The organism is Bradyrhizobium sp. CSA112 (assembly GCF_029051645.1).
Taxonomy (GTDB): domain Bacteria; phylum Pseudomonadota; class Alphaproteobacteria; order Rhizobiales; family Xanthobacteraceae; genus Bradyrhizobium.
Genome location: NZ_JAACFS010000020.1, coordinates 107,469 through 122,164, shown reverse-complemented (window position 1 = coordinate 122,164; position 14,696 = coordinate 107,469). Strand labels below are relative to the sequence as shown.

Here is a 14,696-nt window from a genome sequence, read left to right as displayed (position 1 = left end):
TCGCCTCGGCGGGTGGGACGGATACCCACGCACCAAACCGGGCCCCATCACCATGCGGCATGGCCTCCAGTACTTCTTGGGCATGGCGGCGGCGTGGGAAACCCTCAAAGATGTGTGAATCAGCTAGCGCGAAGGCGGGGACCCATAGCCACCGGCAGTGATTTTGCGAGCGGTATTGGCCGCGTGCCTAATCGCGAGATTCCGCGGTATGGGTCCCGGCTCGCGCTTCGCTTGGCCAGGACGACGACTGGGATTGCCCTGCACCCTTGGCCTCATTCCACAGTGCGTCCATCTCTTGCAGTGTCGCATCCTCGAGTGAACGTCCCTTTGCCAAGAGCGCCCGCTCGATATAGGCGAAGCGACGCTCGAACTTGGCGTTGGTGCCGCGCAAGGCGGCTTCCGGATCGGCGCCGACGTGGCGGGCCAGGTTAACCAGCGCGAACAGGAGATCTCCGGTCTCTTCAGCGAGTTCGTCGGCATTGTTGCCGTCGAGTGCCGCTTCGATTTCGTCGGCCTCTTCGCGGATCTTGCTCAGCACCGCACGCGGGTCGTTCCAGTCGAAGCCGACGGTTGACGCCTTGCGCTGCAGTTCCATCGCGCGCGTCAAGGCGGGCTGGCCGGCCTTGACGGTTGCGAGCAGGGATTTGTGGGTCGTCTCTTCCGGTGGCCGCCGTGCCGCGCGCTCGGCCTTTTCTTCGGCCTTGATGCGCTCCCAGGCGCTCTTGACGCCGGCGGCGGCGATATTGCCGTCCTTGTCGGCGAACACATGCGGATGACGGCGTATCAATTTCCTTGTGATCGCCTCGACCACGTCGCCGAAGGCAAAGGCGTTCTGCTCTTCCGCCATGCGCGCGTGATAGACGACCTGCAGCAGGAGATCGCCCAGTTCCTCGCGGAGGTCATCGAAATCGCCGCGTGTGATCGCGTCGGCTACCTCATAGGCCTCCTCGATGGTGTAGGGCGCTATTGTCGCAAAGTTCTGTTCGAGGTCCCACGGGCAACCCGTGACAGGAGTGCGCAGCGCCGCCATGATTTCGAGCAGCCGTGAGATATCGCGGGAAGGGGTCATGGGAGTTCCGTCGCCAGGGAGGACAAGAGCTTTATGCCGCAACCGGCGGGCCGATCCCAGCGGAACGCGCCGAAATCGCGATAGTTTCCACCGATTGGCCTTGAGGCCCGGGAATGCTATTTGCCCCTTATGGGTAACCAATCATCGTCCGAAACCGCGCTGGTGCTGTTCTCCGGCGGGCAGGATTCCACCACCTGCCTGGCCTGGGCCTTGCGGCGCTTTGCGCGCGTGGAAATGATCGGCTTCAGCTACGGCCAGCGCCACGCCATCGAGCTTGAATGCCGCGACCGGCTGCTGTCGGGCATCAAATCGCTGCGACTCGATTGGGCTGAAAAGCTCGGCGAGAGCCATACGCTGGAGATTCCGACGCTGTCAGAGATTTCCGACACCGCGCTGACACGCGATGTCGCGATCGAAATGGGCGCCGACGGTCTGCCCAATACCTTCGTGCCTGGCCGCAACCTGGTGTTTCTCACCTTCGCGGCGGCGCTGGCGTACCGGCGCGGCATCCGCCACATCATCGGCGGCATGTGCGAGACGGACTATTCCGGCTATCCGGATTGCCGCGACGAGACCATCAAGGCGCTGCAGTCCGCGCTCAATCTCGGCATGGCGAAGAACTTTGAGCTGCATACGCCGCTGATGTGGCTCGACAAGGCATCGACCTGGAAGCTCGCCCATGAGCTCGGCGGGGCAGGGCTGGTCGATCTGATCCGCGAGCACTCCCACACCTGTTATCTCGGCGAGCGCGGCGCGCAGCACGATTGGGGCTATGGCTGTGGCGAATGCCCGGCCTGCGCATTGCGGGCGAAGGGTTGGCGGGAATATGCGGAGCGAGCCTGAATCGAAAAAGCTCTCTTCACGTCGTCCCTGCGAACGCAGGGACCCATACGCCGCGGCCCAAGTTGTTTGAAAAATTCTAGCCGGCTTTGCTTCAATCAATCGACGCCGGTGGTTATGGGTCCCTGCGTTCGCAGGGACGACGAACCATCCTAGCCGAAATCCCCAGGCGTTAACTCGATCGGCGCGCCGTGCGGCGTGCGGTCGGCGGCATGGTCCCAGGCATCGCGGTAGCGATGCATGAGATCCGACGTCGCGACGCCCTTGGCGGCGACGAGTGTTTCCAGCGTCGCTAGCCAGTGCCGATAATAGGTCTCGCCGGTGTCGGGGTCGCCTTCGGCCTGCGCGCGCTTGATTTGCGCGCCCAGCGTCTCCGCCCATTCCTTCCAGGTGAAGACGCCGGCCTCGTGCAGCGCCAGCGCCATGGCGAAAGCGCGCGCCTCCCAGGGCTCGCGAAACACCGGCCCGTCCTCGTCGCGGGGCACGCCGGGGACGGCGACCGCCGCCCGCATGGCCTGCTGCGGGGTCAAACTCATGACGCGCGCTCCAGATAGGATTCCCAGGCATCCACAGAGACGCTGAGCGTCGGATCGCTGTCCTTGCCCCATAATTCCGGCCCGTCGAACCGCACCGTATAGAGCCATTGCGGGTCTTCGCCTTTGCCGAGCGAGTTGGTGTCGGGAAAGACGTGGCAGCCGTGATTGTGCTCGATGGTGCCGAGATGGCCACGGACGTATTGCGGTAGCCGTGTATGCGTTACCGGGTGGATGTCCTTCATCCGCACGGTTTCGCCGACCGCAAACATCGCGGGCGCTTTTGCCTCGCGCTCGGTCGGGCCGCCGCGCCGGATCGCCGGCGTGACCTCAGTTGGGGCGATTGCCTTGATGCCAGGCTTGGGCGGGGAGAGCACCTTGCCGCTCTCGATTTCCTCGCGCGTCACCAGTCCGCGCTCAATCATCAAGGTTTCCAGCCCGGCCAGCCAAATCTGGAAATAGCTCTTGCTGAGGTAATCCTCGGGCGGTCGGTTCTCGCGTGCAAACCGCGACATGTCGATGTTCCAGCCGCCCGGACGCGCCATCGCGACCGTCAGCGCAAAGGCGCGGCGCTCCCAGTCATCATGAAACACCGGCTCATTCGGCTCTGCTACAACGGGGCCAAAGCCCTTGGCGCCGCCCATGTCATGCGCGCCGTCCATCAGGCGATCTCGCCCGGCTGTTTCGGCAGGCCCGTGCCGATCATGCTGTCGCGGGTGACGAGTTCGGCGAGCTGTTCGGCGCTCCAGCCCTCGGTCCCCGCAGGCCGCATCGGCAGCACGAGGTAGCGGATTTCGGCCGTGGAATCCCAGACTCGGATCTTGGTGGTATCCGGCAGCGTCACGCCGAAGTCCTTCAGGACGCCGCGCGGGTCGGAGACGGCGCGCGAGCGATAGGGCGCCGATTTGTACCAGACCGGCGGCAATCCCAGCACCGGATGCGGGTAGCAGGAGCACAGCGTACACACGACCATGTTGTGCTGCTCAGGCGTGTTCTCCACGACGACCATGTGCTCGCCCTGGCGGCCGGAATAGTCAAGTTCGGCAATCGCCGCGGTCGCATCCTTCATCAGGCGGGCGTGGTAGGCCGGATCGCTCCATGCCTTCGCGACAACGCGAACGCCGTTGCGCGGGCCGATTTTCTTCTCATAGAGATCGATCAGCACGTCGAGCGCGGCTGGATCGACATAGCCCTTTTCAGTGAGGATCGATTCCAGCGCACGCACGCGAAGTTCGGTCTCCGACAGCTCGGAATGATCGTGGTCGTGGTGGTGGCCCTGGTGATTGTGATCATGGTCGCTCATGGCGTCAGGATAGGCGCAAAATCCGGGCTATGTCGAGGCAGAGACTCTGCTAGCATTTGCCTATGGGGGTCAGGGCAGGGTGCATGTTTCTCGGCTAGAGTTCGGAAAAATGACGGACAGGGAGGCAATGCATTGGCTGAGTTTGTGAAGATCGAGAAGGGCCTCGGGCCGGATGGCCGCATCGCGGTCGTGCGCTTCGACCGCGGCGACGGCATCAATGCGTTGTCACCGGAGGCAATGCGTCAGCTTACTGACGCAGCCCGCAGTTTCGAGGATGACGCCGCGACGTCGGTCGTAGTGCTGACCGGCGGCGCCAAATCGTTCAGCGCCGGCTTCGACCTCAAGGACCCCGAAGGTCGGTCCCGAAAGTCGATGGACCTTGCGCGCTGCGCCGGCATTTGAAGCTCGGACCACGCCTGACGCGCGCCTGGCAGGACATGGAACAGATCACGATCGGCGCTATCGAAGGCTTTTGCGTGGGCGGCGGCGTGGCGCTGGCGGTCGCGCTGGATTTCCGGGTCATGGCCAGAGACGCCCACATGCGCGTGCCTGAGATCGCGCTTGGCATGAACATGAGCTGGCAAAGCGTGCCGCGGATGCTGCATTTGATGGGACCGGCGCGCACGAAGCAGGCCGTTATCCTGGCCGACCAGCGCATCTCGGCCACCGAGGCTTACGAATGGCGTCTGGTGGAAGAGGTGGCCGATCCCGGCAAGGCTTTCGACGCTGCGATGGCGCTCGCTACCAAGGTCGCTGCCCAGCCGCCGCTGTCGGTCGCCATGACCAAGCTGACGGTCAACCGCCTGACCCACGTGCTCGACGATCTCGCCAGTCACATGGACGTCGACCAGTTCGCGCTCGCAAGCATGACCGAGGATCACAAGGAAGGCGTCGCGGCGTTTCTGGAGAGGCGAAAACCGCGGTTTAAGGGGCGGTAGCCTCCGGCTTCACCGTTCCCGTGCAATCCCGCCGATGTTCCAACCGCGGCTGCCTTCGCCGAAGATCTCGTAGCCTGCTGGTGTCACGGCAACCGTGTCCTCCAGCTTGATGAAGCCGCGCTTGGGATGTTTCATTGTCGTTTCGATTGACACCACCATGCCGGGCTCCAATGGTCGGCGTGCGTCCGGGTCGTCGTAGGGAATTGGACCCTTGGCAGTCAGGCGAGGGGCCTCATGGCTAACCAGCCCCATGCCGTGCGCCAGAAATTCGGTGCAGTCGCGCTGGCTGGACTGTGCCAGCAGCTTTTCGGCCGCGGCGTAGATTTCGCCGCCCATCGCGCCTGGCCGAACTGCGGCGAATGCCGCCCGCTGGATGGCTTCGATTTCGGCCAGCAGGTCCTTGAGTTCGCTGTCCGGTTCGCCCAGCACAGCCATCCGCGCGAGGTCGCCGATATAGCCGTGATAGTTGCCGCCGGAATCCAGCGACAGCACGTCGCCGGTTTCCCAGCGGTCGGCGGAAGGCGCCCGGTTGTGGCTGGCGCCGCAGGCCAGCAGGCAATACTCGAAAGTCAATCCGCGCTTAACCTCTGCGATCCTCAGCGCATCGAAAAGCTGTTGCTTGGTGGTGCCCGGGCCGTGATTTGCGATCACCTCGTCCATGGATTCGATCACCAATTCCGAGGCCTTTTTCAGCTTGGCCAGTTCCGCCGGCGACTTCACGGCACGCAGGCGCTCGAGCACCAATAGCGCATCCTTGATCTCGCTATCGGGCAGGGCGTCCGAAAGGGCCTTGCCGGCATCCATCGGCAGAAACGGCATTTCGACGCCGATGCGCTTCATCGGTACGCCCGCGCTCTTGATCAGGCCTGCCGCCAGCGAAACGGCATCCAACGAGCCGTTGCCCTCGGTGCGGACTTGCGGAACCCAAAGTGGCGCCACGGCCCGCTGGTGCGTTTCCAGCCGGTGCCCGACATAGGCCGCCTTGTCGGGCGCGCCCTTCGGGTAGATCAGGACGGGCAAGTACCGGCTGACGCCGAGCGCGTCCATATAGTCGAAGAAGATCGCGCGCTCCGCGTCGAGCAGGTATTGGACGTTGTGCTTGGACGTCGCGACCAGGATATCGAGTCCAGCCGCTTCCATAAGAGAATCGAGCTTGGCGGTGTCAAACGGAATGGCGCGAGATTCGGTCGGGCGACTGACGCGTTCTTGCATGATGAGGACCTCCCGTTGCGGCCGGCTTGAACCAACCGGCCTCGGGGCTTTGTGTTTCGCCTGGGGCCGCATTGTGAGTGGGAAGCGGGGTTCCTACCAGCGATGAAATCGGCGAGCTCCAATGCAGATTGACGAACGCTGGCTGTCGTCTCCGGCTGCGTCTGAGCCTCGATCACAAAAAACGCCAGGGCGCCCGGTAGTTTCCTCGAGAAACGCCGCCCAAGTGACGCCTGTGCCTAGGTACGAACGCGCCGGCTGCCATAGTGCGGATGCCTTCCGCCGCGCTGACGCCAATACCGGTGTTTCGTCGGGTTCATATTGGTATTTGGCGTGGCACTCTTTGGGGCGGATGCGCCGGTATCCTTTGGCGCGGACACGGCGGTGTCAGTCGATTGAGCCGATTGAGCCAGGGACAGATTTGAAGGTGCAGCGACCGCCACCAATCCGCTCATGATCAAAGCGCCGCATACGGCCCGGGTGTTCATGCCCGCCTCCATGTGATCAAGAACTAAAATTCAGATCGAAATAGCTCGAACTGCAATCCGTAGTTTAGCAGCGCGAGCCTCTTGTGCCTTAGCTGTTTCCTCGACTCATGCCGCCTTGCTTAGCTCGGCCGTGAGCCTTTTCTCCGCATCGGTTGAGAGGGAAGTTCGAAGGACGCGCGGCTTGAATGGTTCGATCTCCGGCAGCACCTTGTCTTCGGTGACTTTCCTGAAGAGCACAAAGAGCGCAGAGGATCCTTCCGGAATCGTCTCTCCGAGCTTCTTGATGAAGTCATCACGGATTCCGAAGTCGGTGAGAGAGCCTGATAAAGCGCCCATGCCGGCACCGGCAATTGCACCGAGCGCCATTCCGGCGAGTGGATTCAGGAAGAGGAGACCGACCAGCGCGCCCCACAAGGCGCCGGAGGTCCCGCCGGCGGCCGCGCCAACTTTCGTTAGGCTGACGGCTTGCTTGAGGTAAACTTTACCGCCCTTCTCGCGTTCAACGACGCAAGCATCTTCGAGATCGATGAGGTACTCCTTCTGCAGAGACCGCAGCTTGTTGAGCACCTCATCTGCGGTGTGCAGTCCATCAAAGCCGAGAACGACCAGATCGCTCATTGTGCTCTCCTTTCGTAGACAAGCTTGAATATCGGCATTGCTTTGTCTGTGATGTCCAAATCTTCGATTTACGTTTGCTGGCGCGGCAGAGTGGCGGGCCCGCCGAGGAATTGCCGCCACTCACATTGCGATGGCGCCGGGCACAAGGCAGTACCTCGGAAGCGCCTGCTTCTGGCGGCAACTCTGGTCCTGCTTTCGAAGCTAACAACAACTTGAGAGGCTATTGGTGCTCAAGCCTCGCCTTGAGCGTGCCTTCACGATGCGGTGAACAGTGCCGGTTGCGCGCCTAGCGAAGCGCCGCGTTATGCCTGCCTCGGCATGGCCAGAGACGCCCACATGCGCGTGCCTGAGATCGGGCTTGGCATGAACATGAGCTGGCAAAGCGTGCCGCGGATGTTGCATTTGATGGGACCGGCGCGCACGAAGCAGGCCGTTATCCTGGCCGACCAACGCATCTCGGCCACCGAGGCTTACGAATGGCGTCTGGTGGAAGAGGTGGGCCGATCCAGGCGTCGCGGCGTTTCTCGGCCGTCGCAAGCCGCAGTTCAAGGGCAGGTAGGATGCCGTGACGTCACCGCCAAGGCGGTCCCGGAATACTGTCGAATACGAGACTCTTTGACATAAATTTCCAATAATATCAATGTTTTACCAGAAACGTATTTTGAGCGAATCTGGGATCATTTAGCTTCGGAGGTGGCCGGCGCCGCATTCCGGGCTTGTTTTAAGAGCTATTCGGATTTTCGTGTGGAATCCGAGAACGGATTCCCGGCCGCTTTGGTCGGCCGATCCCGCCGGGCCGGGGAGCCCTGGTGTTGATTTCGATACCGAAGCAATGACGTTTGCGTAGAAGCGGCGCGAAACGAAGGGCGAAGAGACTTACCGGCTGTATCCTTCACGAGGAGGGCACACGGGATGTTCACGTTTCGAACCTCACTCACCTTCGCGGTAATGGCGTTTATCGTCACTCTGGCCGTGCTGCTGATCGCAATTCAGGTCCTGGCTCTTCGTTGGGCCGCGCACGAAGCCGCGTCTGCCCATATGGATGCGACCAGTGCGAAGGCGCTCGGGCGCCTCCGGACGGAGATTGCCACTATGGCGTCGCTGGTACATGTGCTGGCGACCAGTTCCAGCGTGGCCGATTCAAATGAAAGAACCGAGACCGGCCGTGCGATTCCGCTATTCAAAGCCGCGCTGCAGGAACTGCCTCAAATGGACAGTGTCTATGCGGGTTTCGAAAACGGCGCTTGGTTGCAGGTACGGCGCATTGACGATCTCAACGACGAGCAGCGCGGAAGGTTGCGTGCGACGCCAGACGCCAACGTTGCGATCAATTTGGTCCGCCCCACGCCAAGTGGCGATCTGCCGATGCGACGAATTTTCGAAGATCAGCAGGGCAATCAGGTCGGGCAGCTTGATCTATGGAAATACGGATACGACGCGCGCAAGCGGAGCTGGTACCGCGAGACGGCGCAAGCCGACCGAGCGCTGGTCTCATCGCCTTATCTTGCGTTCAGCATTGGCGCGCCGGTGATCACGGTTAGCGCGCCCTTGCGAGGCAAAGTGTCCGGCGTCCTTGCCGCAGATCTCAAGCTCGACAGCTTCAGCGATTTTGTCCAAGCGCAACGACCTGGAGCACACGGCAGTGTCTTGATCTTCGACTCGGCCGGCGCGCTTATAGCCCACCCCAATTTCGCGCAATTCGTTGTCGATGCGATGACGCATCCATCCCAGCCGCAATTGCCTAGCATCAAGGAAATCAACTCCGGAGTCGTGCAGGAAGCCTTGCGAAGGTCGGATGGTCGCGACCACTACGACGGAAGTATCCGTGACGATCACGGGCGCGACTTTCTGTTCAGGGTGACAAAATTCAATCTGGGTGAGCAGTACAACGCCAACATATTGTTGCTGGCGGCCCAGGAAGACTTTGCTCAAGATGTTCGGAATCTCCAGTTCACCGGATTAATCCTCGCAATTATCGCTAGCGCTGCTTTTATTCCGGTCGTTTGGATATTTGGCGGCGGAATGTCTCGATCCTTGAGAGACATCACGGCTCAGGCGGTCAAACTCCAGAAGCTGGCTGCGCCCGATCACTCGCCAGTCACGTCACGCATTAAGGAAATTCACGAACTCGGCAGTGCAATGGAGCTCGCGCAGCGCGCCATTTGGTCGTTCGCGCACTTTGTCCCCAAGGAGATCGTCCAGCGGATCATTGATGATTCCATCTCCACCGAGCTTGGCGGAGTTCGAGGGGAGATTACCGTCGTTTTCACCGACGTCCAGGATTTTACGACGATTGCAGAGTCCGCCGACCCTGACACTCTCATGCACCAAACGTCGCGATATTTTTCCGTGCTTACGGGCGCTTTCCTCGCCGAAGGCGGAACAGTCGACAAGTTCATTGGCGACGCAGTGATGGTATTCTGGAACGCACCCGATCCACAGCCCGACCACGTCGAGCGGGCCTGCCGGGCAGCTCTTGCGGGCAGGGCGGCATGCGAAGAGCTCAACTCTCAGTTTGAAACCGAGGGTCTGAAGCCGTTCTTCACGCGATTTGGCATTCATGTCGGGGAGGCCGTCGTCGGCAATCTTGGGTCGACGGAGCGCATGAACTACACAGCCCTTGGCAATACGGTAAATCTGGCGGCGCGCCTCGAAGGGCTGAACAAGCAATTTGGGACCGCCATTCTTGTTAGCGAAGGCGTCTATTCGCGGGTTCAGCACTGCTTCCAGTTCAGAGCCTTCGAGTCGGTCATTGCCAAGGGCATGACGAAGGAAACCCGCATCTTCGAGCTGATCGGGGCCGCGACATGAAATCAACGATACGAGGTGTCATGCCAAGGTTGTTCGGCTTGTGGCTGATGCTCGCTGTTTCAGCGGCTCACGCAGGCGAGGACACAATCAAAATCGGAATTCTCCATTCTTTGTCAGGCACCATGGCAATCAGCGAGTCGGTGCTCAAAAACACCGTTCTCATGCTGATAGCGGACCAAAACAAGAAGGGCGGTCTGCTCGGACGGAAACTGGAGCCGATCGTTGTCGATCCCGCCTCCGATTGGAACGCCTTTGCGGAAAAAGCCAGACAACTACTCTCGAACGACAAGGTCGCCGTTGTATTCGGCTGCTGGACCTCCGCCTCGCGCAAGTCCGTGCTGCCGATTTTCGAGGAATTGAACGGCTTGCTCTTCTACCCTGTGCAGTACGAGGGTGAAGAAAGCTCGCGTAGCATTTTCTACACAGGGGCGGCGCCCAACCAGCAAGCAATACCAGCCGTTAGATATCTGAGCAGCAATGAGGGAGGCAAGGTTCGCAGATGGGTTCTGCTCGGTACCGACTACGTCTACCCGCGCACGATCAACCGAATCCTGAATGCGTATCTTGCTGCTGACGGGGTGTCGCCGGATGACATCATGACGATCTATACGCCGTTCGGTCATTACGAATGGCGAGAGATCGTCGGGCGGATCAAGGCCTTCGGTTCGGAGGGAAAAAAGACCGCAGTCATATCAACCGTTAACGGAGATGCAAACACGTACCTTTACAGCGAACTAGCTGCCCAACAGGTAGATGCCAACGCAATTCCGGTGATGGCTTTCTCGTTCGGCGAGCGCGAATTGCTTGATGCGGACATTGCCCCCGTCGGGCACCTGGCGGCCTGGAATTACTTCCAGTCGATCAAGTCAGCAGAGAACGACGCTTTCGTGAAAATGTGGGCGGACTTCAACGAGCAACGAGACAAAACCACGAATGATCCTATGGAGGCCACGTTCATTGGCTTCAGGATGTGGGCGCAAGCCGTCGTTCAAGCGGGCACAACCAACGTAGATGCGGTCCGGCAAGCCACGTACGGTCAGAGGATCAAGGCACCGAGCGGCTTCGAGGTTGTAATGAACTCCAATCATCATCTGTCCAAGCCCGTGATGATCGGCAAGATGAACTCTTCCGGGACCTTCAATGTCATTTGGCAGTCGATCAATCCGGTCCGAGCCGATGCCTGGAGCAGGTACATCCCCGACAGCGCCAACCGTACGGCCGATTGGACCTTCCCTTGGATCTGCGGGGGATGCATCGAGCCGACGTACAAGGAATGGTGAGGGGCATGGCGTTATCGAGCGATGCCGCCGAGCTTCCGATGGTGCGCTGGTAGCCGCTGTGGTGGAGCTCAGGCCGGCCTGCGGGCTCAAGGCCGAGCACAGCCTGAAACAGCCGGTGAACATCTCCGTTTTTTTGCTGCCGAGACTCAGATCCAAACGACACCGAACAAGCCTACTGCCCCTTGTGGCTGCATTCGAGTCCACTCTGGTTCCATTCGAGACAAACCGACGATTTTCCTAGTTGCATCGGAGTCCACCTAAGAGCGCCAAGGCGCGACGCCCGATTGGAAGATTGGCTGCGACATGATCTTTGAACTTACGATCAAAAACCGTACGCGACTGATTACGGTAATTAGCGATGGGCGAGGGAACTGATGGAGCAGATGACCATGCGCTCCGTGGATCTCGATCCCAGTAAGGCCCACGGAAACCCTTTGCGCTGACAGTGAAAATTGGCGGCGAGCGCGTGCGGCAGCGCGAGGCGACGCGGCTTACGTCCTCGTTTTGAAACTAGTGCGAAGCTATGCGCGTATCAGTTTTCCGGAAGGACAAATCGTGTTTTCCGGAAGGAGCAAACCGTATGACTGGAATAGCAATGACTCAAACGCCTCAAGCGAACGGCGGCAGATTGTCGGGCGAGCTGTACAAAGTCGTTGAATTGATCCTGGACCGCGGGCTGGTCATCGACGTGTTCGTGCGTGTGTCGGTGATCGGCCTCGAGGTGGTCACCATCGATGCGCGGGTCGTCGTGGCCGGCGTCGATGCTTACCTGCGCTTCGCCGAGATGTGTGGCCGCCTCGATCTCACCGGCAGCAGCCCCCGGATCGGCCGCTCGCTGCGCGACGCGCTGCCGCTCGAGCTACCCGGCCGGGCGCGCACTGAAATCGGCTGACGCAACGGAAAGGATGACTGATGAGCAGCTACGTCTACTGTTTCACGCGTGCCTCCCACCCACTACCGCTCGAAGGGGCGGTGGGGGTGGGGGAGCACGCTCCCGCACTCCGGCTCGTGCGCGAGCAGGATCTCGTCGCGGTGGTTAGCGACGCGCCGGAGAACTTGCGCGCCAAGCGGCGCGATCTGGTGAAGCACGATGCGGTCATCGGACGGATCTATGCAGCCGGCACCGTGCTGCCGATGCGGTTCGGGATGGTCGCGCCCGACGACGAGGCCGTGCAGACGGAGCTTCGATCGGGGGTGCGTCGCTATAGCGAACTGCTGTCCCGGATCGATGGCCATGTCGAGCTCAACGTCAAAGGCATTCATGCGGAGGAAGCCCTTCTCCGCGACCTCTTGCTTCAGAACGACGAGTTACGTGCGCGGAATCACGCACTTCGCGCCGCCGGCGGCGGCAGCCACCAGGACAAGGTGGCGTTCGGCGAGCACGTGGCCGCCGCCGTTGCGGAGCGGCGCGCGCGCGACGCAGGCCAGGTCATCGCCCGCCTGCAACCACATGCCGCGCAGATACGTCGGGGCCCGCCGGTCGACGGTTGCTTCGTCAACGTATCGTTCCTGGTGGCGGCCGGCGCCCGGGCGGACTTCGACGGTGCCCTGTCGCCGCTGCGCCGCGAGCTGCCCGGCTACGCAAGCGTCGAGTTGTACGGGCCCTTGCCGCCTTACAGCTTCGTCGGCAACGAAGCGGACGTGTGAGGGGCCGTGGCGGTGGGACTCCTGACGCATGTCTTGTTGCTGCCGCTCGCGCCGGCTCGCTTCGCGCTGTGGACCATCGACCGGGTCGTCGACGCCGCCGCCGAACAGCATTGCGGCCCGGCAGCCATCCGGCGCGAGCTGGCCGAGCTTTCGCGGCAACTGGATGAAGGGTTGATCGATGCCGAGGAATTCGATCGACGCGAGGACGAGATCCTCGACCGGCTGGACGAGGGACGAAAGCGAGGAATGATCGCATGATTGAATCTGATCACATGATGGAGTGGCACGGACGCCAGGGTGCTTCGCCGAACCTGGCTGACATTCTGGAGCGGGTTCTGGACAAGGGGCTGATCATCGCCGGCGACATCAAGATCAACCTGCTCGACATCGAGCTTTTAACCATCAAGCTCCGGCTGTTGGTCGCGTCGGTGGACAAGGCCAAGGCGATGGGGATCAACTGGTGGGAGCACGATCCGGCGCTTTCCCAGCCTCGGCCGCGGCAGCTCGCGGCCGAGAACACGCGGTTGCGTAAGCAGATCAGGGCGCTGCAAACCGCCACTGTGGAGGCACGGCGATGAGCACGGCGAGCTATACATACGCGGTCGCGCGCCCGTTCAATCCAACCCAGGCGGCCGGTCTCGTCGGCGTCGACGGCGCCGCGATCCACCTGGTCCGCCACCAAGACCTGGTCGCCGTGGTCAGTCCGCTTGCATCTGCCGACGCCGACGAGACCGCGCTGCGAGCCAGGCTGGAGACGCTGGCGGAGCTAGAGGTGATCGCACGCGCGCACCACAGGGTCGTGGCGGCGGTTGCCGCGTGCACACCAACGCTGCCGTTCCGCCTCGCGACCGTTCACCGCACCGACGATCGCGTTGCGCAGTTGCTACGCCGGGAGTACCGGCGCTTCCGCGAGACGCTGGATCGACTCGCGGGCCGCGTGGAGGTGGGGGTGAAGATCTACGTGCAGCACGCGGGCGCATCTGCCGGCGCCATGTCCGTGGCTGAGAAAACCGACGGGTACGGATCGGCGCGCGCGGGCAGGGACTACCTGCGCAACCGCCGCGAGCAGCGCGATCGGCGCCAGCATGCGTGGCGGCGCGCAACCACTGCGGCCGAGCAGATGGACGCCGTTCTCGCCGGGCTTGCCGTCGATCACCGCCAACACCGAACGCAGAGCGCCGAGCTGTCCGCTGCTCCAGGCGAAAATGTATTCAACGCAGCCTACCTGGTGGATGCCGGGCGCGCCGAAGAACTCGCCGCCCGTGCACAGCGGCTGGCCGCCGAAAACCCGCACGTGACGCTCGAGATCACGGGCCCTTGGCCGCCTTATTCGTTCGCCGACAGCGAGGAGCGCACGTGAGCCCCGCCGCGTTCCCGGCCCGAGAGGTCGCACTGGTCGACCTGCTCGACCGGCTCCTGGCGGGTGGCATCGTGCTGGCCGGAGACATCACGCTGGCGATCGCCGACATCGACATGGTGCAGATCTCGCTTCGCGCTCTGATCACGTCGCTCGGCCGGACCACGCGATCTGGCGCAGCGGAGCCAGACCAGTGAGCGCCGGCGTCGCTGGACATGAGCCGGGGCCGCGCCAGCGCATTTCGATGGCGCCTGACACGGTCGAACGAGATCTGGCCCGCCTGGTGCTCACCGTCGTCGAGTTGCTGCGTCAACTCGTGGAGCGACAGGCGCTTCGTCGTGTCGACGAGGGCGGCTTGACCGAAGCGGAGGAGGAGCGCGTCGGCATGACGCTGATGCTTCTAGACAACCGCATATCGCGCCTGCGGGAACACTTCGGGCTCGCCGCCGAGGACCTGAATATCGACCTGGGACCTCTCGGTCCGCTGCTTCCGCGTTGAGTTTCCTCAGTCTAACGTCGAGCGCATTCTGGCTGCGAAATTCCTAAACCTGAAGTGCACAGGGCGCCGTAAATCCAGGCAGACTCAAATAGAGCACGAATGAC

At 61.9% G+C, this 14,696-nt stretch carries 15 protein-coding genes and 3 pseudogenes; 12 read left to right on the top strand and 6 right to left on the bottom strand.

What is annotated here, in order from left to right:
* Positions 1–187: 187 nt before the first annotated feature.
* A complete protein-coding gene (gene mazG / locus GWE18_RS27285; protein WP_275188770.1) occupies positions 188–1,069 on the bottom strand; it encodes a nucleoside triphosphate pyrophosphohydrolase in 882 nt (293 codons plus the stop codon).
* Positions 1,070–1,198: 129 nt separating this feature from the next.
* Between mazG and queC the strand changes: the two genes are divergently transcribed.
* The gene (gene queC / locus GWE18_RS27280) at positions 1,199–1,912 is read left to right on the top strand and encodes a 7-cyano-7-deazaguanine synthase QueC (protein ID WP_275188769.1); all 714 of its coding nucleotides are present in this window, start codon (positions 1,199–1,201) and stop codon (positions 1,910–1,912) included.
* A gap of 149 nt (positions 1,913–2,061) precedes the next feature.
* Here queC and GWE18_RS27275 read toward each other — a convergent pair whose 3' ends face one another.
* From GWE18_RS27275 to nthA, 3 genes are read right to left on the bottom strand one after another with little or no spacing between them, the layout of a single operon-like run.
* A complete protein-coding gene (locus tag GWE18_RS27275; RefSeq protein WP_275188768.1) occupies positions 2,062–2,445 on the bottom strand; it encodes a nitrile hydratase accessory protein in 384 nt (127 codons plus the stop codon).
* Positions 2,442–3,104, bottom strand: coding sequence for a nitrile hydratase subunit beta (gene nthB, locus GWE18_RS27270; protein ID WP_275188767.1), 663 nt, complete (start codon positions 3,102–3,104; stop codon positions 2,442–2,444). The genes GWE18_RS27275 and nthB overlap by 4 nt, the downstream gene beginning before the upstream one ends.
* A complete protein-coding gene (nthA, locus tag GWE18_RS27265; RefSeq protein WP_275188766.1) occupies positions 3,104–3,745 on the bottom strand; it encodes a nitrile hydratase subunit alpha in 642 nt (213 codons plus the stop codon). Before nthA ends, nthB begins: the two co-directional genes overlap by 1 nt.
* A gap of 132 nt (positions 3,746–3,877) precedes the next feature.
* On the opposite strand from nthA, the pseudogene GWE18_RS27260 reads away from it, so the two are divergent.
* Positions 3,878–4,683 (top strand): annotated as a pseudogene (locus GWE18_RS27260) (enoyl-CoA hydratase/isomerase family protein).
* A gap of 9 nt (positions 4,684–4,692) precedes the next feature.
* On the opposite strand, the gene GWE18_RS27255 reads toward GWE18_RS27260, so the two are convergent.
* Complete coding sequence (locus GWE18_RS27255; protein WP_275188765.1) at positions 4,693–5,895, bottom strand: Xaa-Pro peptidase family protein; 1,203 nt, start codon at positions 5,893–5,895, stop codon at positions 4,693–4,695.
* 590 nt (positions 5,896–6,485) lie between these two features.
* The gene (locus tag GWE18_RS27250; RefSeq protein WP_275188764.1) at positions 6,486–6,998 is read right to left on the bottom strand and encodes a DUF1269 domain-containing protein; all 513 of its coding nucleotides are present in this window, start codon (positions 6,996–6,998) and stop codon (positions 6,486–6,488) included.
* A gap of 312 nt (positions 6,999–7,310) precedes the next feature.
* On the opposite strand from GWE18_RS27250, the pseudogene GWE18_RS27245 reads away from it, so the two are divergent.
* The 10 genes and pseudogenes from GWE18_RS27245 to GWE18_RS27200 form a co-directional block, all read left to right on the top strand.
* Positions 7,311–7,496, top strand: a pseudogene (locus GWE18_RS27245) (enoyl-CoA hydratase/isomerase family protein); the annotation flags it as partial.
* Between the two features lie 414 nt (positions 7,497–7,910).
* Positions 7,911–9,809, top strand: a complete 1,899-nt coding sequence (locus GWE18_RS27240; RefSeq protein ID WP_275188763.1) for an adenylate/guanylate cyclase domain-containing protein — start codon at positions 7,911–7,913, stop codon at positions 9,807–9,809.
* A 20-nt stretch (positions 9,810–9,829) separates the two neighbouring features.
* On the top strand, positions 9,830–11,089 hold the full coding sequence (gene urtA / locus GWE18_RS27235) for an urea ABC transporter substrate-binding protein (protein WP_275188762.1): 1,260 nt from the start codon (positions 9,830–9,832) through the stop codon (positions 11,087–11,089).
* Between the two features lie 595 nt (positions 11,090–11,684).
* A pseudogene (gvpJ, locus tag GWE18_RS27230) lies at positions 11,685–11,873 on the top strand (gas vesicle protein GvpJ); the annotation flags it as partial.
* A 128-nt stretch (positions 11,874–12,001) separates the two neighbouring features.
* Positions 12,002–12,736 (top strand): GvpL/GvpF family gas vesicle protein, encoded by a 735-nt coding sequence (locus tag GWE18_RS27225; RefSeq protein ID WP_275188761.1) that lies wholly within the window; start codon positions 12,002–12,004, stop codon positions 12,734–12,736.
* Between the two features lie 12 nt (positions 12,737–12,748).
* On the top strand, positions 12,749–12,994 hold the full coding sequence (locus GWE18_RS27220) for a gas vesicle protein GvpG (RefSeq protein ID WP_275188760.1): 246 nt from the start codon (positions 12,749–12,751) through the stop codon (positions 12,992–12,994).
* Positions 12,991–13,314, top strand: coding sequence for a gas vesicle protein (locus GWE18_RS27215; protein ID WP_275188759.1), 324 nt, complete (start codon positions 12,991–12,993; stop codon positions 13,312–13,314). The genes GWE18_RS27220 and GWE18_RS27215 overlap by 4 nt, the downstream gene beginning before the upstream one ends.
* Positions 13,311–14,096, top strand: a complete 786-nt coding sequence (locus GWE18_RS27210) for a GvpL/GvpF family gas vesicle protein (protein ID WP_275188758.1) — start codon at positions 13,311–13,313, stop codon at positions 14,094–14,096. The genes GWE18_RS27215 and GWE18_RS27210 overlap by 4 nt, the downstream gene beginning before the upstream one ends.
* A complete protein-coding gene (locus GWE18_RS27205; RefSeq protein WP_275188757.1) occupies positions 14,093–14,290 on the top strand; it encodes a gas vesicle protein in 198 nt (65 codons plus the stop codon). Before GWE18_RS27210 ends, GWE18_RS27205 begins: the two co-directional genes overlap by 4 nt.
* On the top strand, positions 14,287–14,592 hold the full coding sequence (locus tag GWE18_RS27200) for a gas vesicle protein K (protein WP_275188756.1): 306 nt from the start codon (positions 14,287–14,289) through the stop codon (positions 14,590–14,592). Before GWE18_RS27205 ends, GWE18_RS27200 begins: the two co-directional genes overlap by 4 nt.
* The last annotated feature ends 104 nt before the right edge of the window (positions 14,593–14,696 follow it).